Origin of the sequence: Pseudomonas sp. NPDC089395, assembly GCF_044749525.1 — a bacterium.
Lineage (GTDB): Bacteria > Pseudomonadota > Gammaproteobacteria > Pseudomonadales > Pseudomonadaceae > Aquipseudomonas.
Genome location: NZ_JBIVID010000005.1, coordinates 235,609 through 257,508, shown reverse-complemented (window position 1 = coordinate 257,508; position 21,900 = coordinate 235,609). Strand labels below are relative to the sequence as shown.

22 protein-coding genes and 1 tRNA gene are annotated in these 21,900 nt (G+C 63.8%); 15 read left to right on the top strand and 8 right to left on the bottom strand.

The annotated features are described in order from the left end of the window. Together ACIPZG_RS14045 and rpoE are read right to left on the bottom strand one after the other, a co-directional pair. Positions 1-591, bottom strand: a complete 591-nt coding sequence (locus ACIPZG_RS14045; RefSeq protein WP_008094989.1) for a sigma-E factor negative regulatory protein — start codon at positions 589-591, stop codon at positions 1-3. Positions 592-622: 31 nt separating this feature from the next. Further along, positions 623-1,204 (bottom strand): RNA polymerase sigma factor RpoE, encoded by a 582-nt coding sequence (rpoE, locus tag ACIPZG_RS14040; RefSeq protein WP_008094990.1) that lies wholly within the window; start codon positions 1,202-1,204, stop codon positions 623-625. Positions 1,205-1,639: 435 nt separating this feature from the next. On the opposite strand from rpoE, the gene nadB reads away from it, so the two are divergent. Further along, positions 1,640-3,244 carry an L-aspartate oxidase gene (gene nadB, locus ACIPZG_RS14035; protein WP_400714585.1) on the top strand — a complete coding sequence of 535 codons (1,605 nt, stop codon included), beginning with the start codon at positions 1,640-1,642 and terminating at the stop codon, positions 3,242-3,244. 107 nt (positions 3,245-3,351) lie between these two features. Here nadB and ACIPZG_RS14030 read toward each other — a convergent pair whose 3' ends face one another. Both ACIPZG_RS14030 and ACIPZG_RS14025 read right to left on the bottom strand, forming a co-directional pair. Continuing rightward, the gene (locus ACIPZG_RS14030; RefSeq protein ID WP_400714582.1) at positions 3,352-3,810 is read right to left on the bottom strand and encodes a protein YgfX; all 459 of its coding nucleotides are present in this window, start codon (positions 3,808-3,810) and stop codon (positions 3,352-3,354) included. Then, positions 3,794-4,048, bottom strand: coding sequence for a succinate dehydrogenase assembly factor 2 (locus tag ACIPZG_RS14025; RefSeq protein ID WP_008094993.1), 255 nt, complete (start codon positions 4,046-4,048; stop codon positions 3,794-3,796). The genes ACIPZG_RS14030 and ACIPZG_RS14025 overlap by 17 nt, the downstream gene beginning before the upstream one ends. A 133-nt stretch (positions 4,049-4,181) precedes the next feature. On the opposite strand from ACIPZG_RS14025, the gene ACIPZG_RS14020 reads away from it, so the two are divergent. Further along, positions 4,182-5,123 carry a YgfZ/GcvT domain-containing protein gene (locus ACIPZG_RS14020; RefSeq protein ID WP_400714579.1) on the top strand — a complete coding sequence of 314 codons (942 nt, stop codon included), beginning with the start codon at positions 4,182-4,184 and terminating at the stop codon, positions 5,121-5,123. Positions 5,124-5,154: 31 nt separating this feature from the next. Beyond that, the gene (locus tag ACIPZG_RS14015) at positions 5,155-5,961 is read left to right on the top strand and encodes an HDOD domain-containing protein (RefSeq protein WP_400714577.1); all 807 of its coding nucleotides are present in this window, start codon (positions 5,155-5,157) and stop codon (positions 5,959-5,961) included. Positions 5,962-6,090: 129 nt separating this feature from the next. Here ACIPZG_RS14015 and ACIPZG_RS14010 read toward each other — a convergent pair whose 3' ends face one another. Further along, complete coding sequence (locus ACIPZG_RS14010) at positions 6,091-7,470, bottom strand: sensor histidine kinase (protein WP_400714575.1); 1,380 nt, start codon at positions 7,468-7,470, stop codon at positions 6,091-6,093. Then, positions 7,463-8,134 (bottom strand): response regulator, encoded by a 672-nt coding sequence (locus ACIPZG_RS14005; protein WP_008095000.1) that lies wholly within the window; start codon positions 8,132-8,134, stop codon positions 7,463-7,465. The genes ACIPZG_RS14010 and ACIPZG_RS14005 overlap by 8 nt, the downstream gene beginning before the upstream one ends. A gap of 200 nt (positions 8,135-8,334) precedes the next feature. Between ACIPZG_RS14005 and ACIPZG_RS14000 the strand changes: the two genes are divergently transcribed. The 5 genes from ACIPZG_RS14000 (at position 8,335) to ACIPZG_RS13980 (ending at position 13,791) form a co-directional block, all read left to right on the top strand. Beyond that, positions 8,335-9,624 (top strand): OprD family porin, encoded by a 1,290-nt coding sequence (locus ACIPZG_RS14000; RefSeq protein WP_400714572.1) that lies wholly within the window; start codon positions 8,335-8,337, stop codon positions 9,622-9,624. A 44-nt stretch (positions 9,625-9,668) separates the two neighbouring features. Further along, positions 9,669-10,649, top strand: a complete 981-nt coding sequence (locus tag ACIPZG_RS13995; RefSeq protein ID WP_008095004.1) for a tripartite tricarboxylate transporter substrate binding protein — start codon at positions 9,669-9,671, stop codon at positions 10,647-10,649. 141 nt (positions 10,650-10,790) lie between these two features. Next, positions 10,791-11,249 (top strand): tripartite tricarboxylate transporter TctB family protein, encoded by a 459-nt coding sequence (locus ACIPZG_RS13990; RefSeq protein ID WP_400714569.1) that lies wholly within the window; start codon positions 10,791-10,793, stop codon positions 11,247-11,249. Positions 11,250-11,252: 3 nt separating this feature from the next. Then, complete coding sequence (locus ACIPZG_RS13985) at positions 11,253-12,767, top strand: tripartite tricarboxylate transporter permease (protein ID WP_400714566.1); 1,515 nt, start codon at positions 11,253-11,255, stop codon at positions 12,765-12,767. Then, positions 12,760-13,791 carry an AbrB family transcriptional regulator gene (locus ACIPZG_RS13980; protein ID WP_400714563.1) on the top strand — a complete coding sequence of 344 codons (1,032 nt, stop codon included), beginning with the start codon at positions 12,760-12,762 and terminating at the stop codon, positions 13,789-13,791. Before ACIPZG_RS13985 ends, ACIPZG_RS13980 begins: the two co-directional genes overlap by 8 nt. Before the next feature lie 91 nt (positions 13,792-13,882). Here the strand turns inward: ACIPZG_RS13980 and ung are convergent, their stop codons facing one another. Then, a complete protein-coding gene (ung, locus tag ACIPZG_RS13975; protein ID WP_400714560.1) occupies positions 13,883-14,575 on the bottom strand; it encodes a uracil-DNA glycosylase in 693 nt (230 codons plus the stop codon). A 126-nt stretch (positions 14,576-14,701) separates the two neighbouring features. On the opposite strand from ung, the gene ACIPZG_RS13970 reads away from it, so the two are divergent. Further along, the gene (locus ACIPZG_RS13970; RefSeq protein WP_400714557.1) at positions 14,702-15,808 is read left to right on the top strand and encodes an enoyl-CoA hydratase/isomerase family protein; all 1,107 of its coding nucleotides are present in this window, start codon (positions 14,702-14,704) and stop codon (positions 15,806-15,808) included. A gap of 67 nt (positions 15,809-15,875) precedes the next feature. On the opposite strand, the gene ACIPZG_RS13965 is transcribed toward ACIPZG_RS13970, so the two are convergent. Next, positions 15,876-16,304: a hypothetical protein gene (locus tag ACIPZG_RS13965; RefSeq protein WP_400714554.1), complete on the bottom strand. Its 429-nt coding sequence runs from the start codon at positions 16,302-16,304 to the stop codon at positions 15,876-15,878. Positions 16,305-16,469: 165 nt separating this feature from the next. Between ACIPZG_RS13965 and ACIPZG_RS13960 the strand changes: the two genes are divergently transcribed. The 6 genes from ACIPZG_RS13960 (at position 16,470) to ACIPZG_RS13935 (ending at position 21,867) form a co-directional block, all read left to right on the top strand. Then, positions 16,470-16,688: a cysteine-rich CWC family protein gene (locus ACIPZG_RS13960; RefSeq protein ID WP_400714552.1), complete on the top strand. Its 219-nt coding sequence runs from the start codon at positions 16,470-16,472 to the stop codon at positions 16,686-16,688. Positions 16,689-16,731: 43 nt separating this feature from the next. Then, entirely contained in the window at positions 16,732-17,424 is a 693-nt protein-coding gene (locus tag ACIPZG_RS13955) for a pseudouridine synthase (RefSeq protein ID WP_400714549.1), read from the top strand. A gap of 387 nt (positions 17,425-17,811) precedes the next feature. Then, positions 17,812-18,699 (top strand): alpha/beta fold hydrolase, encoded by an 888-nt coding sequence (locus ACIPZG_RS13950; RefSeq protein ID WP_400714546.1) that lies wholly within the window; start codon positions 17,812-17,814, stop codon positions 18,697-18,699. Between the two features lie 109 nt (positions 18,700-18,808). Further along, positions 18,809-18,882, top strand: a tRNA-Gly gene (locus ACIPZG_RS13945). A gap of 156 nt (positions 18,883-19,038) precedes the next feature. Next, entirely contained in the window at positions 19,039-20,739 is a 1,701-nt protein-coding gene (locus tag ACIPZG_RS13940) for a SulP family inorganic anion transporter (protein ID WP_400714543.1), read from the top strand. A gap of 117 nt (positions 20,740-20,856) precedes the next feature. Continuing rightward, complete coding sequence (locus ACIPZG_RS13935; RefSeq protein WP_400714540.1) at positions 20,857-21,867, top strand: DUF4917 family protein; 1,011 nt, start codon at positions 20,857-20,859, stop codon at positions 21,865-21,867. Positions 21,868-21,900: the final 33 nt, after the last annotated feature.

Here is a 21,900-nt window from a genome sequence, read left to right as displayed (position 1 = left end):
TTAGCGGTTTTCCAGGCTGGCGGCGCGGGCATAAGGCAATGCGGTTTCAGTGCCTTTGAGCGCGGATTCCTGGGCATGCTGGCGCAGGTAACCTGGCAGACGCTGATCCCAGCCGGCCTGGTTCTGCAGCACGCCGTTGGCCATTGGCCCGGTCGGTTGCTCACTGCTCTCACTATAGCCTGCCAGAACAGCCGGGCCCTGAGTTTGTGGCATGCTCAGGCCTTGTTGCGCAGGCTGCTGGGAAGCCAGCTCGGCACCGGTGATCTCGTCCTGGTTGTACATGCGTACACCGGCCAGCACCGCGACGGTCACCGAGGCGGCAACAGCCAGGCGGCCAATGCTGCGCCACGGGCCTTGCTTGACCTTGGCTGGCACGGCTTCGTCGGCCAGTGCGGCAGACACCGCCGAGGCGATATCCAGCTTGGGCAGCAGCAGTTCCTTGTGCATGGCTGCGCGGGCAACCTGGTAACGCGACCAGGTGGCACGGGTTTCGGCGTCGTCGACGGCATTCAGCACGCGACGCAGTTCCAGTTCGTCCGCTTCGTTATCCATTACCGCGGACAGCGATTCCTGCAAAGCTTCACGACTCATGGCGGTTCCTCTCTTGGCTGTCGCCGCTGTCTCAGGTGTCCTGCAACAACGGCTGCAGGGCTTTGTCTATGGCCTCCCGAGCGCGGAAGATTCGAGAGCGCACGGTACCCACCGGACATTGCATGACGCTCGCAATGTCTTCGTAACTCAATCCGTCGAATTCACGCAGGGTCAGAGCCGTGCGCAAATCTTCCGGCAGTTGCTGGATGGTGCGATGGACAGTGCCTTCGATTTCATCCCGCAACAACGAGCGCTCTGGGGACTCGAGATCCTTGAGACCATGATCGCCGTCGTAAAACTCCGCATCCTCGGAGCTCACATCGCTGTCTGGTGGCCGTCTTCCACGGGACACCAGGTAGTTCTTCGCCGTGTTGATGGCGATGCGGTACAGCCAGGTATAAAACGCACTGTCTCCGCGAAAATTGCCAAGCGCACGGTAAGCCTTGATAAAGGCTTCCTGCGCCACATCCTGGGCCTCGTGGGTATCGTGAACGAACCGCACGATCAACCCGAGAATCTTGTGCTGATACTTCAGCACCAACAGATCGAACGCTCGCCTGTCACCACGCTGTACGCGCTCTACAAGCTGCTGATCCTCTTCCTGGGTTAGCATGAACACTCCTCAGTGAACTCGAAGGAGCGTTGCAACAGCCATCGTTCAGGCTTGCAACCATAGACTCGGGCTTTGCGCAAAAGTTCTCCCCTCCAAGCAAGTTTCCTGCGGCCCTTGGTCGGCTCGCACGGAAGACGCGGCGCGGTCACGGCCTGCTGCGTCGATAATCAGGTTTCGAATACGCAGGTGTCAGCCCGAATAGAGCTGCCGCCCTGCGTCGCCGCGGCAAATTGTGGCGTGCGGGCAGCCTTCATAGGATTTCCTGCCGTGCCGGAAAGTTCCCGCGAAGATCGCCGCTACGTCACATGTGGCATGGAAATTGGCTACCGCAGGCTGCTATAAAGACAGCCCGGCCTGCATTCACGATAGTTTCACATTGCCATCTGCACGTGACTATTGTGCCGCGCCCCTTTCAAAGATTACTAGTGTCCTGACATGAGCCAACAATTCCAACATGATGTCCTGGTGATCGGCAGCGGCGCCGCCGGTCTCAGCTTGGCACTGAACCTTCCCAGCCACCTGCGCATTGCCGTGCTGAGCAAGGGTGACCTGGCCAACGGCTCGACCTTCTGGGCCCAAGGCGGGGTCGCTGCGGTGCTGGACGATACCGATACCGTGCAGTCCCATGTCGAGGACACCCTCAATGCCGGCGGCGGCCTGTGCAATGAAGACGCGGTGCGCTTCACCGTCGAGCACAGCCGCGAAGCCATCGAATGGCTGATCGAACAGGGCGTGCCTTTCACGCGCGACGAACACCACGGTGTCGACGACGGCGGTTTCGAGTTTCACTTGACGCGCGAGGGCGGTCATAGTCATCGGCGCATCATCCATGCCGCCGATGCCACTGGCGCGGCCATCTTCACTACCTTGCTGGCCCAGGCGCGGCAGCGGCCGAACATCGAGCTGCTCGAACAGCGCGTGGCCGTCGACCTGATCACCGAGCGGCGCCTGGGCTTGCCCGGCGAACGCTGCCTGGGCGCCTACGTACTGAACCGCAACAGCGGCGAAGTGGACACCTTCGGGGCACGCTTCACCGTGCTGGCCACCGGTGGCGCGGCCAAGGTCTACCTCTACACCAGCAACCCCGACGGCGCTTGTGGCGACGGTATCGCCATGGCCTGGCGGGCAGGCTGCCGGGTGGCGAACCTGGAATTCAACCAGTTCCACCCGACCTGCCTGTATCACCCGCAGGCCAAGAGCTTCCTGATCACCGAAGCACTGCGCGGCGAAGGCGCCCTGTTGCGCCTGCCCAACGGCGAACGCTTCATGCCACGTTTCGACCCGCGCGAGGAGCTGGCCCCGCGGGATATCGTGGCCCGTGCCATCGACCACGAGATGAAGCGCCTGGGCGTGGATTGCGTGTACCTGGACATCACCCACAAGCCGGCCGAGTTCATCAAGAGCCACTTCCCTACCGTTTACGAGCGCTGCCTGACGTTTGGCATCGACATCACCCGCCAGCCGATCCCGGTGGTACCGGCGGCGCACTACACCTGTGGCGGGGTCGTGGTCGACGAGCGCGGGCACACCGATGTGCCTGGCCTGTACGCCATCGGCGAAACCAGCTTCACCGGCTTGCACGGGGCCAACCGCATGGCCAGCAATTCGTTGCTCGAATGCTTCGTCTATGGCCGCGCCGCCGCGGCGGACATCCGCGCGCACCTGGAGCAGATCAACATGCCCAGCGCCCTGCCCTGCTGGGATGCCAGCCAGGTCACCGACTCCGACGAGGACGTGATCATTGCGCACAACTGGGATGAACTGCGGCGTTTCATGTGGGACTACGTGGGCATCGTGCGCACCAGCAAGCGCCTGCAGCGCGCCGAGCACCGCGTTCGCCTGCTGCTCGATGAGATCGATGAGTTCTACAGCAACTACAAGGTCAGCCGGGACCTGATCGAACTGCGCAACCTGGCCCAGGTGGCGGAGCTGATGATTCGCTCGGCGATGCAGCGCAAGGAAAGCCGGGGGCTGCACTACACCCTGGATTACCCGGGGATGTTGCCCGAGGCCAAGGACACCATCCTTAGCCCGGTCTGAAATCAGTGGCGCCACCATCGCCGGCAAGCCGGCTCCCACAGGGTTCTGCGGCGCTGCAGGCATTGTGGGAGCCGGCTTGCCGGCGATAGCGCCAACTCGATGCCCGATCATCGCAGCGGTGCTTCAGCCCACCTGCGACGACTGAACTTGAGCCTTACCCGCAGTCGCCGATGCTCATCAGCCCCCAGGGCATCCCTGGCAATACACTGGCTCTCGCCAAACCAGCACCCCGGCCGCACAAACCGCAACACCACCAACCCCGGCAACGCCACACTGTCCCGGCACAACCGCACCGGCTGCCAACCGCGCGCGCGGCTGAACACCCGCCAGCCAAGCGCATCGCGGCGCAAACCGGTCACGGCTCGCGGATCAGTCAACAGAATTCGTCGGGGAATGGCCCAGCAAGCGTGGGCAATACAAGCTGCCAGAATGGCAAGACAAAACCACCAGGGCAGCGCACTCGACCACAAGGCCAGCTGCGCCGGCGCCTGGCAGATCAGATAGGCCGTCAGCAGCAGGCGCGAACCCTGCCAACGGCACTCGAAACGCTCACTTGGGCTGGACACGGTCCAGGATGATGCGAACCATGCGCTGCAGCTCCGGGTCTTCGGACTCGGTACGCTCCATGAACCAGCCGAACATGTCCTGATCTTCGCAGCTCAACAGGCGAACGTAGAGTTCGCGGTCGGCTTCGCTCAGGGTCGGATAGACTTCCTGGGTGAATGGCACCAGCAGCACGTCCAGTTCCAGCATGCCACGGCGGCTGTGCCAGAAAAGCCGGTTGAGTTCAGTTTGTTCGACCATGGGGCCCTCCTCGAATGGTCGGGCAGTATACCGCGCGAAGCCGCGAGCGACACCGGGCGTTGGTCTAGTCACCTACCTATTTTGTTACCGGCGTTCTATGATGGCCGCCAGACTTTAGCCACCGCGATGACCCATGGCCGATTCCGCTTTCTTCAGCCCCCTGTCCCACGAGGGCATCCTCGCCGTCCGCGGCTCCGACGCCGGCAAGTTCCTGCAGGGCCAGCTGACCTGCAACATCAACTACCTCAGCCCCGAGCATGCCAGCCTTGGCGCCCGTTGCATGGTCAAGGGCCGCATGCAGTCGAGCTTCCGCATTCTCCCCGAAGGCAACGGCTACTTGCTGGCCATGGCCAGCGAACTGCTCGAGGCGCAGCTGGCCGACCTGAAGAAATACGCTGTGTTCTCCAAAGCCACGCTCAGCGACGAAAGCGCTGCCTGGGTACGCTTCGGCGTGCAGCATGGCGAAGCGGCGCTGCAGGCGCTGGGCCTGGACGTGCCGACTGGCGCGGGCGCCAGCGTGCGTCATGAAGGCCTGATCGCGGTTGCCGTCTCGCAAGGTCGCATCGAACTGTGGGTGCCGGCGGACAACGCCGCGAACGTGCGCGAAAGACTTGCCGCGGTCTTGCCTGAGGGCAGCCTCAACGACTGGCTACTGGGGCAGATCCGTGCCGGTATCGGCCAGGTCATGGGCCCGACCCGCGAGTTGTTCATCCCGCAGATGATCAACCTGCAGGCGGTCGACGGCGTGAGCTTCAAGAAAGGCTGCTACACCGGCCAGGAAATCGTCGCCCGCATGCAGTACCTGGGCAAGCTCAAGCGCCGTCAGTACCGCCTGGCGCTCGACCAGCAAGACATTCCGTCACCGGGCGCTGAAATCTTCTCGCCCACCCATGGCTCTTCGGTCGGCGAGGTTGTCATTGCCGCCAGCACGGGCCAGGGCTGCGAGCTGCTCGCGGTACTGAGCGCCGATGCAGTGGAAGACGACAACCTGCACCTGGGCAGCCTGCAAGGCCCACGTCTGCAGCTGTTGAGCCTGCCTTACGAACTGGATCGCGACCGGGAAATCCAGCGCTGACCAGCACGCCACCCCTGCGGTAGAGACGTTCATGAACAAGCTGGCCGAGACGGTTCAAGCACAGTTGCTCGCTGCCATCGACAACGACGACCTGGTCTTGCCGACCCTTCCGGAAGTTGCCTTGAGTATCCGCGAGGCGGCCGAGGACACGGAAATCAGCGTTGCCGCCCTGAGCAAAGTGATAGGCCGCGACGCGGCCCTGTCGGCACGCCTGATCAAAGTGGTCAACAGTCCGCTGCTGCGTGCGGCGGTCGAGGTCACCGACCTGCACACCGCCATCACCCGCCTGGGTATCAACTACAGCTGCAACCTGGCCATCGGCTTGGTGATCGAGCAGATCTTCCACGCCCGATCGCCTGCAGTGGAGCAGAAGCTCCGTGATATCTGGGCCAACAGTCTCGAAGTGGCGGGTATCAGCTATGAACTGTGTCGGCGCTATACCCAGCTCAAACCCGACCAGGCCACCCTGGGCGGGCTGGTCAATCAGATCGGCGCGCTGCCGGTACTGATCTATGCCGAGGAGCATAACGAGCTGCTTTCCGACCCGGTCTGCCTGCACTACGTGATCGAGCAGATCCAGCCGGTACTGGGCGACAAGATCCTGTCATCCTGGGAGTTTCCCGAGCAGCTGGTGAACCTGCCGAGCCAGATACAGGACCTGGATCGCTTCACCGCCAAGGTCGACTACATCGACGTGGTACAGATTGCCCGCTGCCTCAGCCAACGCGGGCGCAACCGGTCCCTGGGGACGCTGCCGGCCTATCGGCACCTGGGGTTGCCGCCTGGCACCGAGCTGGACATTGGTGAGCTGCTGGAAGCGCGCAGCATGTTGCGCTGATCAAGGACTGCCTGCACTGGCCTCTTCGCGGGACAAGCCCGCTCCCACAGGTTCAATGCTGACCTCAGATATTGCGGTGATCTTGTGGGAGCGGGCTTGTCCCGCGAAGAGGCCAGCCTAGGCGGCACATCAATCAGGGATGAAACTCACCCGCACTTTCAACCCGCCCTTTTCCCCATCATGCAGGCTGATCTGCGCCAGATGCGCGCGACAGATCTCGCCCACAATGGCCAACCCCAAGCCAGTACCCTGGGCGCCACGCCGATAGAAGCGCTCGAACACCCGCTCACGCTCCGCCTCGGGAATGCCCGGTCCATCATCCTCGACCTCCAGCACCGCCGGCGCCAGCACCCGCAGGATCACATTGCCCCCTGCCGGCGTATGCGCCAGGGCATTGTCCACCAGATTGCTCAACAGCTCGTTGAGCAAGGTCGGCTCGCCCTTGAGCCAGACCGGCGCCTCGGCCTCCAGCGCCAGTGCCACGCCGCGATGGTGCGCCAACGGCGCCATGGCCATGCCCAGCTCGCGCGCCAGCTGGCTCAGGTCCAGACGCTGTGCCCCACCTTCGGCGATCGCGCGGGCACCGTTTTCCACCCGCGCCAACGACAACAGCTGATTGGCCAGGTGAGTCAGGCGGTCAGTACCTTGGGCAGCAGACTCCAGGGTCTGACGCCACTCCTCGGGCTGCTGCGAACGCAAGCCCAGCTCCACCCGCGCCTTGAGCGCCGCCAACGGTGTGCGCAACTCGTGGGCAGCCTCGGCGATGAACTGCGCCTGGCGCTCGAACTGCTCGCGCAAACGCTCGGTGAAGTGGTTCAGGGCACGCACCAGTGGCCCCAGTTCCCGCTGCACTTGCACCACCGGCAGCGCCCGCAGGTCGTCCGGCTGGCGCTCTTCCACCGCCGTGCGCAGGCGCTCCAGGGGGCGTAGCGCCGCGCTCACCGCAAACGACACCAGCACCAACGCACCGAGCGCCAGCATGCCCAGGCGCAGCAAGGTGTCGGCCATCAGCCCACGGGCCATGCGTACCCGCGCTTCCTCGGTCTCGGCCACGCGGATTTCCGCCATGCCATTCATGTTCGGCTCGCTCACGGGCTTGAGCAGGCTCACCACACGCACGTCCTGGCCCAGATAAGTGGCGTTGTAGAAACGCGCCAGCGCCGGGTAGTCATCGGTGCGCGGCGTGCCGGGCGGCGGCGGTGGCAGCTTCTCGTAACCCGAGATCAGCTTCTGGTTGATGTCCAGCACCTGGTAGTAGATCCGCCCGGCACTGTCGTAGGCGAAGGTGTCCAGCGCCACGTAGGGCACGTCCGCGCTCAGGGTGCCGTCGCGCTGGGAAAGGCCGGCGGCGATGGTCCTGGCCGAAGCCAGCAAGGTCCGATCGTAGGCGGTGTCGGCAGCTTCACGGCCGTTCCAGTAGGCGCTCAGGCCGCTGGCCAGCATCAGCACCACCAGCAACAGCGCCAGGTTGCCCAGCAATCGCCCGCGCAGGCTGCCGATGTCACGCATCGCGATGCTCGAGCAGATAGCCCAGGCCACGGAAGGTCACGATGGCCACCGGGTGGCCGTCGAGCTTCTTGCGCAGCCGGTGAATGTAGATTTCGATGGCGTCGGGGCTGGCCTCTTCGTCCAGGCCGAACACCTGGGCGGCCAATTGCTCCTTGCTCATCACCCGCCCCGGCCGGGCGATCAGCGCTTCGAGCACGCTCTGCTCGCGCAAGGTCAGTGTCAGGTTGTCTTCACCCAGGCTGAAACGGCGGGTATCGAGGTCGTACACCAACGGCCCGCAGCGCTGCTGGCGCTCGCCACCGAGCACGCTGCGCCGCAGCAGGGCCTTGACCCGCGCCTCCAGCTCGGTCAACTCGAAGGGTTTGGCCAGATAATCGTCGGCGCCAAGGTTCAGGCCATGCACACGGTCCTTCACATCGCTGCGCGCGGTCAGCATCAGCACCGGCAGGGTCTTGCCGCGGCCACGCAAGCGCGCCAGCACTTCGAAGCCGTCCATGCGCGGCAACCCCACGTCGAGCACGGCAACGGCGTACTCCTCGCTGGCCAGGGCCAGGTCGGCGGCCACGCCATCGTGCAATACATCCACGGTCAGGCCATGGCTTTTCAGGGCCTGGGCCACGCTTTCGGCCAGTTGCAGGTGGTCTTCGACCAGCAGCACACGCATCGGATTCTCCCTGCTCAGGTGGGGCGGTGGCGCGGAGTGTACCGCTGTCGCCCGGCCTTTGAAGCCCTTTGTGACAAACCTTTCACGCTGAAAGGTTAGCGAAAGGTTGGTTGCCTAGCATCGCACCACGGTCGCCCCGCGCGCCGAAAAAAAGCACCAGCAAGGTGCAACGAATAAGAACAATAAACGGAGCCACCCCGATGCTGTCATCGCAGCTGCAGGCATTCGCACCTGCCCGTTCCCTCTCCGCACGCCCCTCGGCCATTGCCAGTGCCCTGGCACTTGCCGGTGTCGCCCCGATGAGCCAGGCCGCCTTCTTCGAAGACAGCTCGGCGACCTTCGAAACCCGCAACATGTACTTCAACCGCGACTTCCGCGATGGCACCCGCGCGCAGCAATCCAAGCGTGACGAATGGGCCCAGGGCTTTATGCTCAATTTCGAGTCCGGCTACACCGACGGCAACGTCGGCTTCGGCCTGGATGCACTGGGCATGCTGGGCATCAAGCTCGACTCCAGCCCCGACCGCACCGGCACCGGCCTGTTGCCGACCCATGACGACGGCAAGGCCGCCGACGAATACGCCAAGCTCGGCCTGACCGGCAAGGTGAAAGTGTCGAAGACCGAACTGAAGATCGGTACCCTCATCCCTGAACTGCCGACCCTGCAGCCCAACGACGGCCGCATCCTGCCGCAAACCTTCGAGGGCGGCCTGCTCACCTCCCAGGAGATCAAGGGCCTGACCTTCACCGGCGGGCGCCTGGACAAGGCCAAGGACCGCGACGACACCAACTGGGAAGACCTGGCCCTCAACAACAAGAACGGACGCTTCGGCGGCACCTTCAGCGCCGATAACCTCGACCTGGCCGGCATGGACTACACGTTCACCGACCGCATCACCGGCAGCTACCACTTCGCCCAGCTCGAGGATATCTACCGCCAGCACTTCATCGGCCTGCTCGCCACCCAGCCCTGGGGCCCTGGCACCTTCGGCGCCGACCTGCGCCTGGCGGTCAGCGACGACCAGGGCGCGGCCAAAGCCGGCAACATCGACAACACCACCGTCAACGGCATGCTCAGCTACGCCCTGGGCGGGCACAAGGTCAGCGCCGCCTACCAGCACCTGTCCGGCGACAGCGCCTTCCCCTACGTCGATGGCGCCGACCCGTACCTGGTCAACTTCGTCCAGATCAACGACTTCGCCGGTGCCGACGAGCGCTCCTGGCAAGCGCGCTACGACTACAACTTCGCAGCGCTCGGTATCCCCGGCCTGACGTTCATGACCCGCTACATCAACGGCGACAACGTCAGCCGTGCCGATGGCAGCGAGGGCAAGGAATGGGAACGCAACACCGAGTTCAAGTACGTGGTACAAAGCGGCCCGTTGAAAGACGTCGCCGTGCGCCTTCGCAACGCCACCTTCCGTTCCAACTTCACTCGCGACGCCGACGAAGTGCGGCTGCTGGTGAGTTACAGCGTGGCGCTGTGGTAGCCAATAGCAGTCACCCATAACAACAACGCTCACGGAGATAGACGATGACCTTTTCACTGCGCCGCCTCGTTCTGGCTACCGGTTGCCTGCTGTTGGCCGGCAATGCCCTCGCTGCCGAACCGAAACGCCCCGAATGCATCGCCCCGGCTTCGCCCGGCGGCGGTTTCGACCTGACCTGCAAGCTGGTGCAGAGCGCGCTGGTGCAGGAGAAGATCCTCAGCAAGCCGATGCGTGTGACCTACATGCCTGGCGGTGTCGGCGCGGTGGCCTACAACGCCGTGGTGGCCCAGCGTCCGGCCGATGCCGGCACCCTGGTGGCCTGGTCCAGCGGCTCGCTGCTGAACCTGGCCCAGGGCAAGTTCGGCCGCTTCGACGAAAACGCGGTGAAATGGCTGGCGGCGGTCGGCACCAGCTACGGCGCCATCGCGGTGAAGAGCGATTCACCCTACAAGACCCTCGATGACCTGGTCGCAGCCCTGAAGAAAGACCCGAGCAAGGTGGTGATCGGCTCCGGCGGCACCGTCGGCAGCCAGGACTGGATGCAGACCGCACTGATCGCCAAGGCCGCTGGCATCAACCCGCGCGACCTGCGCTACGTGGCCCTTGAAGGCGGCGGCGAAATCGCCACTGCGCTGCTCGGCGGCCATATCCAGGTGGGCTCCACGGACATTTCCGACTCCATGCCGCATATCCAGAGCGGCAACATGCGCATCCTCGCGGTGTTCTCGGAAAACCGCCTGGACGAGCCAGAGATGAAGGACATCCCGACCGCCAAGGAGCAGGGCTACGACATCGTCTGGCCGGTGGTGCGTGGCTTCTACCTCGGGCCGAAGGTGAGCGACGAAGAATACGCCTGGTGGAAGGAATCGTTCGACAAGATGCTCGCCTCCGAGGACTTCGCCAAGCTGCGTGACCAGCGCGAGCTGTTCCCGTTCGCCATGACCGGTGCAGAGCTGGACGGCTATGTGAAGAAGCAGGTGGCCGACTACAAGGCGCTGGCCAAGGAATTTGGCCTGATCCAGTAAGCCACTCAGCTAGCTGTCACTGATCCTTGTGGGAGCGGGCTTGTCCCGCGAAGTGGGCACCGCGATGCATGGCACCGGCTAAGCCGGTGTTCGCGGGGCAAGCCCGCTCCCACAGGGTCCGCATCCTACGAGGATTTGCCAATGATCCTGCAACGCTTCTTCGCCCTGGCCCTGCTGGCGGTGTGCGCCGCCCTGGCCGTGATGGCCTGGCCCTACCAGGCCGCGTTTTCCTACGAACCGGTGGGCCCGCGTGCCTACCCACTGCTGATGCTCGGCCTGATGAGCCTGGGCCTGCTCTACCTCGCCATCCGCCCGACGCCGATCGTGCGCAAGGACGACGAGCCCGAGCTGGACCGCGAAACCCTGACCAAGATCGGCTTCTGCATCGGCCTGCTGATCGTCTTCGCTGCAACGTTCGAGGCCCTGGGCTTCATCCTCAGCGCCATCCTGGTCGGCATCCCCATGGCCCGCCTGTACGGCGGCCGCTGGCTGCACAGCGCCATCGTGGTGGTGGGCATGAGCCTGTTCCTCTACTGGCTGTTCGACCGCGTGATGGATGTGCCCCTGCCCCTTGGCCTGCTGAGCGTACTGGAGAACTGACACATGGATACCTTGAGCTACCTGGGCCAGGGCTTCGGCGTCGCCCTGAGCCCGTACAACCTGGTCACCGCCCTCTCGGGCACCTTGATCGGCACCGTGGTCGGCCTGCTGCCGGGCCTGGGCCCGATCAACGGCGTGGCCTTGCTGATCCCGATCGCCTTCGCCCTCGGTCTGCCGCCGGAGTCGGCACTGATCCTGCTGGCCGCGGTGTACCTGGGCTGTGAGTACGGTGGGCGGATCAGTTCGATCCTGCTGAACATCCCGGGCGAGGCCTCGACGGTGATGACCACCCTCGACGGCTACCCGATGGCGCGCAATGGCCTGGCCGGTGTGGCCCTGTCGCTGTCGGCCTGGAGTTCGTTCATCGGCGCCTTCATCGCCACCTGCGGCATGGTGCTGTTCGCCCCGCTGCTGGCGAAATGGGCGATCGCCTTTGGCCCGGCGGAGTATTTCGTGCTGATGGTGTTCGCCATCGTCGCCCTGGGCGGCATGGCGGGCGACAAACCGCTGAAGACTTTCATCGCCGCGCTGATCGGCCTGTTCCTGTCGGCGGTCGGCATCGACGCCAACAGCGGCGTGTACCGCTTCACCGGTGACAGCGTGCACCTGGCCGACGGCATCCAGTTCGTGGTGCTGGTGCTGGGCCTGTTCTCGATCAGTGAAATCCTCCTGCTGCTGGAAAAGACCCACCATGGCCACCAGGCGGTGAAGGCCACCGGGCGCATGCTGTTCAACTTCAAGGAAGCGGCCTCGGTGTTCGTGGTCAACCTGCGCTGCGGCCTGCTCGGTTTCATCATGGGCGTGCTGCCAGGTGCCGGCGCTACCTTGGCCAGTGCCGTGGCCTACATGACCGAGAAACGCATCGCGGGTGAAAGCGGCACGTTCGGCAAGGGCGATGCCCGTGGCCTGGCCGCCCCGGAAACCGCCATCGGCGCCTCCTGCTGCGGCGCCCTGGTACCGATGCTGACCCTGGGTGTGCCGGGTTCAGGCACCACCGCGGTGATGATCGGCGCACTCACCTTGTACAACATCACCCCGGGGCCGATGTTGTTCGAGCAGCAACCGGACATCGTCTGGGGCCTGATCGCCTCGCTGTTCATCGCCAACATCATGCTGGTGATCCTGAACATCCCGATGATCCGCATCTTCACCCGCATCCTTGCCGTGCCGAACTGGGCGCTGGTACCGGTGATCGCGATCATCACCGGGATCGGCGTGTACGCCGTGCATGCCACCACCTTCGACCTGTTCCTGATGATCGGCATCGGCATCATGGGCTACATCCTGCGCAAGCTGGACTTCCCGCTGTCGCCGATACTGCTGGGCTTCATTCTTGGCGGGCTGATGGAGCAGAACCTGCGCCGCGCGCTGTCGATCTCCAACGGCGAGCTGGCCATTCTCTGGTCGAGCCCGATCAGCATGGGCATGTGGGTACTGGTGGTGTGCATGCTTGGTCTGCCGCTGCTGCGTATCTGGCGTAAACGCAGCCAGCAACGCCGGGCGCTGGCCGATGCCTGATCGGTCTTTGCCGCTGTTCATCGCGACCGGGCTGGTCGGCCTTGCGGGCGGGTTTCTCGCCAGCAAGGTCGGCTGGCCTTTGCCGTGGATGGTCGGCTCGCTGCTGGCGATCATCCTGGTGCGTTGCCTGACGCCCTGGCAGCTGACGGAAATCCCCCATGGCCGCAAATGCGGGCAATGCATCATCGGCCTGGGTATCGGCCTGCACTTCACCCCGGCAGTGATCGAACAGGTGGCCAGCCACCTCGTGCTGATCTTCTGCGCGGCCCTGTTCACCACCCTTTCCAGCGTGATCGGCGTGTGGCTGCTGCGGCGCACCGGTGAAGACCGGGCCACGGCGTTTTTCGCCAGCATGCCTGGCGGTTCGGGGGAGATGGTCAACCTCGGTGCGCGCAATGGCGCGGTGCTCAGCCAGGTGGCGGCGGCGCAGAGCTTGCGCGTGCTGGCCGTGGTGCTGTGCGTGCCGGCGCTGTTCAAGTTTCTGATCGGTGACGGTGTCGCCCTGAATCACGCGGGCAGTGTCAGCTGGGGTTGGCTGGCGTTGATCGTGCCCTTGGGTGTGGCGGTCGGCTTCATCTGGCAACGCTTGCGTCAACCCAACCCTTGGCTGTTCGGACCCTTGCTGGTGGCGGCTGCGGTGAGCCTGGCGGCCAACCTGCAGATCGCCCTGCCCAATGGCGCCAGCCAGATCGGCCAATGGTTGATCGGCAGCGGGCTGGCCTGCCACTTCAACCGGGCGTTCTTTCGGCGGGCACCGTCGTTCCTCGGGCGCACGCTGGTGGCCACGGCGTTGTGCATGCTGATTGCCGGCGGCGCGGCCTGGGGGTTGAGCGTGATGACAGGGCTGGATCTGCGTTCGCTGACCTTGGGCATGATGCCCGGGGGCATTGCCGAAATGAGCCTGACGGCGGAGACCTTGCAGTTGTCGGTGCCGCTGGTGACGGCCTTGCAGGTGATGCGGCTGTTGTTCGTGCTGTTTCTGGCGGAGCCGTTGTTCAGGCTGTGGAACGCTGATCAGCAGTGATCGTGGCGCCTTCATCGCGGATAAATCCGCTCCTACAGGGGGCCAATGCCTGTAGGAGCGGATTTATCCGCGATGAAGGCGACTCGGTCCATCACAGCGGCGGCAATGCCCAGTTGATCGGCGCCAGCCCACGCTGCTCCAGGAACCCATTGGCCCGGCTGAAGTGCCCACAGCCAAGGAACCCGCGGTAAGCCGACAACGGCGAAGGATGCACCGACTTCAGCACCAGGTGCTTGGTGCCATCGATCAGTTTCTGCTTGCTCTGGGCATGCGCGCCCCACAGCAGGAACACCACGTTCGGGCACTGCTCGCTGACCACCTGGATAACCCGGTCGGTAAAGAACTCCCATCCCTTCTTGGCATGCGAAGCGGCATTGGCGCGCTCGACGGTCATGGTCGTGTTGAGCAACAACACGCCCTGCTCGGCCCAGCTCTGCAGGTAGCCATGGCTGGCAATGGGAATGTTCAGGTCGCGCTGCAGCTCCTTGAAGATGTTCACCAGCGAAGGCGGCGTCGCCACGCCCGGCTGCACCGAGAAGCACAGGCCATGGGCCTGGCCGGGGCCGTGATACGGGTCCTGGCCGAGGATCACCACCTTCACCTGCTGCAGCGGCGTGGAATTGAGCGCGTTGAAAATCATCGGCCCCGGCGGGTAGATCTCTTTGCCGGCTGCGTATTCCTCGCGCAGGAATTCGCGCAGCTGGTGCATGTAGGGCTGGTCGAACTCGGCGCGCAGTGCAGCCTTCCAACCGGGTTCGAGTTTGATGCGATCGTCGTCAGTCATGGGGCCATCCGTAAACAATGGCGCGACACTAGGTAAGCCATCCACCCTTGTCAATCGATCCGACCGACGACCGGCATGATTGGCTACGCAGGCCATACTAGGGTGATGACTTGTGCGAGGTAGTCCATGTCCATTCATTGCGAGGTACTCACCGGCGTCGATGGCGCCCGCATCGGCGTTGCCACCTTGGATGCTCCCAAGGCGCTCAATGCTCTCAACCTGCCGATGATCGAAGTGCTCGGCGAACAGCTGCACGAATGGGCCCGCGACCCCGGCGTGGTCTGCGTGCTGCTGCGTGGCAACGGCGCGAAGGCGTTCTGTGCCGGGGGCGACATCCGGGCCCTGGCCCAGGCCTGCCGCGACCACCCAGGCAGCGTACCGCCGCTGGCGGCCACCTTTTTCGCCGCCGAGTATCGCCTCGACTATCTGTTGCATACCTACCCCAAGCCACTGCTGTGCTGGGGGCACGGACATGTGCTGGGAGGCGGCATGGGGCTGTTGCAAGGGGCCAGCGTGCGCATCGTCACGCCCAGCAGTCGGCTGGCGATGCCTGAAATCAGCATCGGCCTTTACCCCGATGTCGGCGCCAGCTGGTTCCTCGCTCGCCTGCCGGGCAAGCTTGGGCTGTTTTTCGGGCTGACCGGTGCGCCGATCAATGCCCGCGATGCGCTTGATCTCGACCTGGCGGATCGCTTCTTCGGCGAGCACCAGCAGGAAGATCTGATCGACGACCTGCTGCAACTGAACTGGCAGGAGCAGACCGACTTGCAGCTCAACAGCCTGCTCAAGGCCGAGCAGCATCGTGCCAGTGAAGAGCTGCCGCAGGCGCAATGGCTACCTCGGCGTCGGCTGATCGACGAACTGCTCGATGTCGCCGACCCAGCCGCTGCATGGCATGCACTGGAGGGCTTGAAGCATCACAGTGACCCACTCCTTGCCGCCGCGGGCGAACGCCTGCACGAGGGTTGCCCGCTGACCGCGCACCTGGTCTGGGAGCAGATACACCGGGCCCGGCACCTGTCACTGGCGCAGGTATTCCAGATGGAGTACAGCATGAGCCTCAATTGCTGCCGTCATCCAGAGTTCAGAGAAGGCGTACGCGCCCGCTTGCTCGACAAGGACAACCAGCCACACTGGCACTGGCCGGATGTGGCGCAAGTGCCGGCGGCGGTGGTCGAGGCGCATTTCGTGAAAGTCTGGGAGGGACGGCATCCCTTGGCAGACCTGGCCTGACGGGACTGGCCCCATCGCCGGCAAGCCGGCGATGAGGTCAGTCCCACCAACACGGTCCCTTCAACCCTTACCGCTGCCAGTTGCGCCCCCCTCCGCGCCCGTTGGAATGCCAGCGGTCATTCGGATAACGCTGGCTGCCATTGCGATAGTCGTGACGGTCGCGATCGCGCCCATAGTCATAACGCTGGCGATTGCCGTAGTCGTAACGCGGGTTGCCGTGCCACTGGTTCATGCCCGGCTGCGGGTAGGGTCTGTAATGCGGCACGGGCGCCGGCCGGTAGTAACGCGGTGCGGGCTGGTAGTAACGCGGTGACGTCGGGTAGTAGTAGCGCGGTTGTGGCGTTACATAGTATCGGTCGTAACGGTAGTACCCCGGTGACACGTAGCGATCGCTGGTGTAGTAGTCCGAGCGATAATAGCTGCCGCCTTCGTAGTAGGGTACGCACGCGCAAGTCATCAGCCCCAAGAGGGCTACCAACAGCATTCGATAGGACATGGCGGCCTCCTGGACCGCTGGGGTGCCCGAACAGCGTCGCTGGCGAGCGTCGATTGAAAAGCGTTCATCGACACTGAATAAGACCGTTGCGCCAAGGTGCAGTGCCATTTCTGCAACAATTAGAAACAGCTCGACTCATGTGATAACTGCAGCCCGGAAACGACCATGATTGACCAACAGCAATGCCCCGCCTGTGGCGCCCTCAACCAATGCGCCCTGGCCGACCCGCGCAGCGCCACGCAAGCGTGCTGGTGCTATGCCGTGACCATCGCCCCTGCCGTCCTGCAGGCTCTGCCTGTCGAACTGCGCGACAAGGCCTGCCTGTGCCCGCGCTGTGCCCAAGTGCTGGATCAACTTCAGCAAACACCCAGCGATCAAGGGTAAAAAACGCTAGACTGTGCGGCCATCGTCCAACTGCCTTGTCACCATGCGCCTCGACCGTTTCCTCGCCAACCTGCCCTGCTATAACCGCCAGCAAGTGCGCCTGCTGCTGGTGCAGCGCCGCGTGCGCGTGGACGCCAAGGTGGTCACCGACCCACAGGCCGAGGTGCGCGAATTCAGCAGTGTCGAAGTGGACGATCAGCTGCTCCAGGCAGGCCGCCCAGCGCGCTATCTGATGCTGCACAAACCGGCCGGCTGCGTGAGCGCCACCCACGACCCGCAGCACCGCACGGTGCTGGACCTCTTACCCGCCGAGGTCCGTGACGACCTGCACATCGCCGGGCGGCTGGACTACAACACCACCGGCCTGCTGATCCTGACCAATGATGGCCAGTGGTCACGGCGCCTGACCCAACCGACCACCAAGCTGCCCAAGCATTACCTGGTGGAAACCGAGGACGAAATCGGCGATCACTATGTCGCCAAATTTCGCGAGGGCTTCTACTTCGCCTTCGAAGACCTCACCACACTGCCCGCCCAACTCGACATTCTGGGCCCGCGCCAGGCGCGGTTGGCGATCGTTGAGGGGCGTTATCACCAGGTCAAGCGCATGTTCGGGCACTTCGACAACAAGGTGGTGGGGTTGCATCGAGAAAGCATGGGGGCGATCCAGCTGGATCCCCGGTTGGCGCCGGGGGCGTTCAGGGCATTGACGGGTGATGAGATCGCCACGGTCTAGGTTGTCGGGTCGGGCCTCATCGCCGGCTTGCCGGCGAAAGGGCCGGAACAGACAGCGCAGCGTCGTCATACGACCACCCAGCGGCAAAAGTCACATATTTGCGCCAACGGCACTTGCGAGAACCCCAACCCACTGCTTGAATCCTAACTCGTCAGTCTGCACGTGACTCATTAGTCACATTTGCAGTCGAAGACACCTTTTCGCCGGCTACCCAATGCCTAGATGCCTTGGGGCACGGCGAATTGCCCGCCTAAAACAATACCGTCGACACGTGTACGAAGGATCGACACAGGGCCCCCGGTTTTTCTTCAGGCAAATGCCTACCTGTCATATTGAACGTGCACCCTAGGTGACGCGAATACCCTTTTTGCGCCAGGAGTCGATGACATGAGGCCAGAAATCGCTGTACTTGATATCCAAGGTCAGTATCGGGTTTACACGGAGTTCTATCGCGCGGATGCGGCCGAGAAAACGATCATCCTGATCAATGGTTCGCTGGCCACCACGGCCTCGTTCGCCCAGACGGTGCGTAACCTGCACCCGCAATTCAACGTCGTGCTGTACGACCAGCCCTACGCTGGCAAGTCCAAGCCGCACAATCGCCAGGAACGCTTCATCAGCAAGGAGACCGAGGCGCATATCCTCCTTGAGCTGATCGAGCACTTCCAGGCCGACCACGTGATGTCGTTCTCCTGGGGCGGTGCGGGCACGCTGCTGGCGCTGGCGCACCAGCCGCGGCGGGTGAAGAAGGCGGTGGTCAGCTCGTTCTCGCCGGTGATCAACGAACCGATGCGCGACTACCTCGACCGTGGCAGCCGGTATCTGGCGGCCTGCGATCGCTACCAGGTCGGCAACCTGGTCAACGACACCATCGGCAAGCACCTGCCATCGCTGTTCAAACGCTTCAACTACCGCCACGTGAGCAGCCTGGACAGCCATGAGTATGCGCAGATGCACTTCCACATCAACGAAGTGCTGCAACATGACCTGGAACGGGCGCTCAAAGGCGCGCGCAACATCGACATCCCGGTGCTGTTCATCAACGGCGACCGTGACGAGTACACCACCGCTGAAGACGCCCGGCAGTTCGGTCACCATGTCGACAAGAGTCATTTCACGGTGATACGCGATGCTGGCCACTTCCTCGACATGGAGAACAAGTCGGCCTGCGAAGACACTCGCAGCGCACTGCTCGACTTCCTCAAACCCACCGTGCGCGAGCCGCGACCGCGTAACCCGTACACGGCCCAAGGGCAACATGCATGGGCTATCTGAGTGAATCGGCGTCCTGCAGCCACCACCCGCAGGCCAGGGACGCCGACAGCCTTTTTATAACTGGGGCTTCTAATTCGATGAGGGTTCTGGTAAAAAGTCGAGCGCAGACGCGGGTATAGTTTAATGGTAGAACAGTAGCTTCCCAAGCTTCCGACGAGGGTTCGATTCCCTCTACCCGCTCCACACCGCATTCCCCGCATGGCGTTCCAGCAACGTCATCGCTGTCAAAAGGAGCCTTGGCTCCTTTTTTCGTTTTCATGACTTGGCTCACTTGCCAGCAGCTCGACTTGCAGCGCATATGCTCAATGCATTTCGCGAGACATATCGAAAGGACTGAGCATGTTTCTGTCACGCTGGCTCCCTGGCCTTGCCAACCTGCTTCATTACCGCCGCGAGTGGTTCCACGCCGACCTGCAAGCCGGCTTGTCGGTTGCGGCCATCCAGATCCCCATCGCCATCGCCTACGCACAGATCGTCGGCCTTGCGCCCCAGTACGGGCTGTATGCCTGTGTGCTGCCCATGATCGTCTATGCCCTGGTCGGTAGCTCGCGGCAACTGATGGTCGGCCCGGACGCCGCCACCTGCGCGATGATCGCCGGTGCCGTGGCACCGCTGGCCATGGGCGACCCGCAGCGCACCGCCGAATTGGCGGTGATCGTCACCGTGCTGGTGGGCGTGATGCTGATTGGCGCCGGGCTGGCGCGTGCCGGGTTCATTGCCAGCTTCTTCTCGCGGCCGATCCTGATCGGCTACCTCAACGGTATCGGCCTGAGCCTGATCGCCGGGCAGTTGTCCAAGGTGGTGGGGTTCAAGATCGAAGGTGACGGCTTCATTCTCAGCCTGCTCAACTTCGTGCAGCGACTGGGCGAAATCCACTGGCTCACCCTGGCCATCGGCGGGGCCGGGCTAGCCCTGCTGATCTGGCTACCACGGCGCTTCCCACGCCTGCCCGCCGCCTTGGTCACCGTCGCCGTGTTCACCGCACTGGTAGGCCTGCTCGGCCTGGACCGGCTTGGCGTTGCCATCCTCGGCCCCGTACCGGCTGGCATCCCGCATCTGGCCTGGCCACAGAGCAACCTCGCAGAAACCAAGAGCCTGCTGCGCGATGCCCTGGGTATCGCCACCGTCAGCTTCTGCAGCGCCATGCTCACGGCGCGCAGCTTCGCCGCGCGCCACGGTTACGCGATCAATGCCAACCATGAGTTCGTCGCCTTGGGCGTGAGCAACCTGGCGGCCGGCATTTCCCAGGGGTTTGCCATCAGTGGGGCCGACTCGCGTACCGCGGTCAATGACATGGTCGGTGGCAAGAGCCAACTGGTGGGCATCATCGCCGCGCTGGTGATCGCGATGATCTTGCTGTTCTTCACCGCGCCCATGGCGTGGATCCCGCAGGCGGCGCTAGGCGCGGTGCTGCTGATGGCCGGCTGGGGGCTGATCGATATCAAATCGCTGGGGCGCATCCGGCGCCTGAGCCGCTTCGAGTTCTGGCTATGCCTGCTGACCACGGTCGGCGTGCTCGGGCTGGGCGTGCTGCCGGGCATCATGGTGGCCGTGACCCTGGCGATCCTGCGCTTGCTGTACAGCATCTACCAGCCCACCGACGCGGTGCTGGGCTGGTTGCCGGGCATCGAAGGCCAGGTGGACATCCGCAAGCACAAGGAAGCCCGTACCGTCCCGGGCCTGGTGGTGTACCGCTTCGACGACGCGATCCTGTTCTTCAACGCCGACTACTTCAAGATGCGCCTGCTCGAAGCCGTGCAGAGCCAGGCAAACCCCCAGGCCGTGCTGTTCGATGCCGAGGCGGTGAGCAGCATCGACGTCAGCGGCATTGCGGCCTTGCGCGAGGTACGCGACACCCTGGCGGCGCAAGGGATCTACTTCGCCATCGCCCGAGCCCGCGGCAGCTTCCTGCGCATGCTGGTGCGCTCCGGGATGGCGCGGGAAATGGAGGAGAAATTGCTGTTCGGTTCGGTGCGGGCGGGGATTCGGGCGTATCGGATGTGGCGTAACAGGAATCGCAAAGGGCCGGTAGCGGAGTAAAGAAGAGGACCTGTGCGCGGGCTCGTCGAAGTTGGCGGTTGGCCGAACAGCAGCCCGCGCATCTTGCACGACATGCTAAAGTCGCCCCCGTTTCCCGCCCCACCGAATGGACCCAGCATGCCTGCACTCGACGCCCACCTCGCCACCTGGCCGGAACTCGCCCAGCGCCATCCCTGCGACGCCCTGCTGCTGGGCAACGGCGCCAGCCGTGCGCTGTGGAAGCCTTTCGGCTACTTCTCGCTGTTCGAAGAGGCCCAGCGCGCCGGTCGCAAGAAAGGCCTGGCGATCAGCGACCAGGCCTTGTTCAAGTCCCTGGGCACGGAGCTGTTCGAGCCTGTACTGAGCACCCTCAACCATACCGTGCGCGCCAACGCGGCCCTGGCGATCAACTCCACCGCGCCGCTGAACCGCTACTACTCGATCAAGGAAGGCCTGATTCACGCCATACGCACCGTGCACCTGCCCTGGTCGCTGATGCCAGCGGCTACCCTGGCGTCGATCAACCAGGCCCTGCGCAGCTACCGCAGCGTCTACACCAGCAACTACGACCTGATCCTGCCGTGGGCCATGCAGCATGACCCGCAAGGCTTCGCCGACCTGTTCGACGAACAGGGCTTCTTCGACGTGCGTCGCACCCGCAGCGAGGGCACCCGCGTCCTGCACCTGCATGGCGGCCTGCACCTGCTCAAGCTGCCCGACGGCACCACCCGCCTGCGCAGCGCCGACAGCGCCGAGCTGCTCGACGGCTTTGCGGTGAACATTCCGGGTGAGGTGCCGCTGTTCGTCAACGAGGACCGCAGCGAAGAGAAACTGCGGGCGATTCGCAACTCGGATTACCTGGGCTGGTGCCTGGGGCAGTTGGCGCAGGAGCGCGAGGGGTTATGCCTGTTCGGGCAGCATCTGGATGCGAGTGATCAGCACCTGTTTGAGGCCGTTCGGCAGGCACAGCCGGCGCATCTGACGATTGCCATACGGCCGCTGGGTGAAGCGTCGGTGATCAATCAGAAACGGCATTTCGTTGAACGGTTTGCGGGGCTGACGGCGACCGAGCTGCATTTCTTTGATGCGAGTACTCATCCGCTGGGCATGCTGGCGGTGGCCATTGATGTTGCGAGCGGGCGTGGTTGAAGGCTTGCCTTGAGGCTTACTGCGCTCTTGAGA

Coding starts and splice junctions, on each gene's coding strand:
- ACIPZG_RS14045 (WP_008094989.1), bottom strand. CDS start 591: ATGAGTCGTGAAGCTTTGCAGGAATCGCTGTCCGCGGTAATGGATAAC.
- rpoE (WP_008094990.1), bottom strand. CDS start 1,204: ATGCTAACCCAGGAAGAGGATCAGCAGCTTGTAGAGCGCGTACAGCGT.
- nadB (WP_400714585.1), top strand. CDS start 1,640: ATGAGCCAACAATTCCAACATGATGTCCTGGTGATCGGCAGCGGCGCC.
- ACIPZG_RS14025 (WP_008094993.1), bottom strand. CDS start 4,048: ATGGTCGAACAAACTGAACTCAACCGGCTTTTCTGGCACAGCCGCCGT.
- ACIPZG_RS14020 (WP_400714579.1), top strand. CDS start 4,182: ATGGCCGATTCCGCTTTCTTCAGCCCCCTGTCCCACGAGGGCATCCTC.
- ACIPZG_RS14015 (WP_400714577.1), top strand. CDS start 5,155: ATGAACAAGCTGGCCGAGACGGTTCAAGCACAGTTGCTCGCTGCCATC.
- ACIPZG_RS14010 (WP_400714575.1), bottom strand. CDS start 7,470: ATGCGTGACATCGGCAGCCTGCGCGGGCGATTGCTGGGCAACCTGGCG.
- ACIPZG_RS14005 (WP_008095000.1), bottom strand. CDS start 8,134: ATGCGTGTGCTGCTGGTCGAAGACCACCTGCAACTGGCCGAAAGCGTG.
- ACIPZG_RS14000 (WP_400714572.1), top strand. CDS start 8,335: ATGCTGTCATCGCAGCTGCAGGCATTCGCACCTGCCCGTTCCCTCTCC.
- ACIPZG_RS13995 (WP_008095004.1), top strand. CDS start 9,669: ATGACCTTTTCACTGCGCCGCCTCGTTCTGGCTACCGGTTGCCTGCTG.
- ACIPZG_RS13990 (WP_400714569.1), top strand. CDS start 10,791: ATGATCCTGCAACGCTTCTTCGCCCTGGCCCTGCTGGCGGTGTGCGCC.
- ACIPZG_RS13985 (WP_400714566.1), top strand. CDS start 11,253: ATGGATACCTTGAGCTACCTGGGCCAGGGCTTCGGCGTCGCCCTGAGC.
- ACIPZG_RS13980 (WP_400714563.1), top strand. CDS start 12,760: ATGCCTGATCGGTCTTTGCCGCTGTTCATCGCGACCGGGCTGGTCGGC.
- ung (WP_400714560.1), bottom strand. CDS start 14,575: ATGACTGACGACGATCGCATCAAACTCGAACCCGGTTGGAAGGCTGCA.
- ACIPZG_RS13970 (WP_400714557.1), top strand. CDS start 14,702: ATGTCCATTCATTGCGAGGTACTCACCGGCGTCGATGGCGCCCGCATC.
- ACIPZG_RS13965 (WP_400714554.1), bottom strand. CDS start 16,304: ATGTCCTATCGAATGCTGTTGGTAGCCCTCTTGGGGCTGATGACTTGC.
- ACIPZG_RS13960 (WP_400714552.1), top strand. CDS start 16,470: ATGATTGACCAACAGCAATGCCCCGCCTGTGGCGCCCTCAACCAATGC.
- ACIPZG_RS13955 (WP_400714549.1), top strand. CDS start 16,732: ATGCGCCTCGACCGTTTCCTCGCCAACCTGCCCTGCTATAACCGCCAG.
- ACIPZG_RS13950 (WP_400714546.1), top strand. CDS start 17,812: ATGAGGCCAGAAATCGCTGTACTTGATATCCAAGGTCAGTATCGGGTT.
- ACIPZG_RS13940 (WP_400714543.1), top strand. CDS start 19,039: ATGTTTCTGTCACGCTGGCTCCCTGGCCTTGCCAACCTGCTTCATTAC.
- ACIPZG_RS13935 (WP_400714540.1), top strand. CDS start 20,857: ATGCCTGCACTCGACGCCCACCTCGCCACCTGGCCGGAACTCGCCCAG.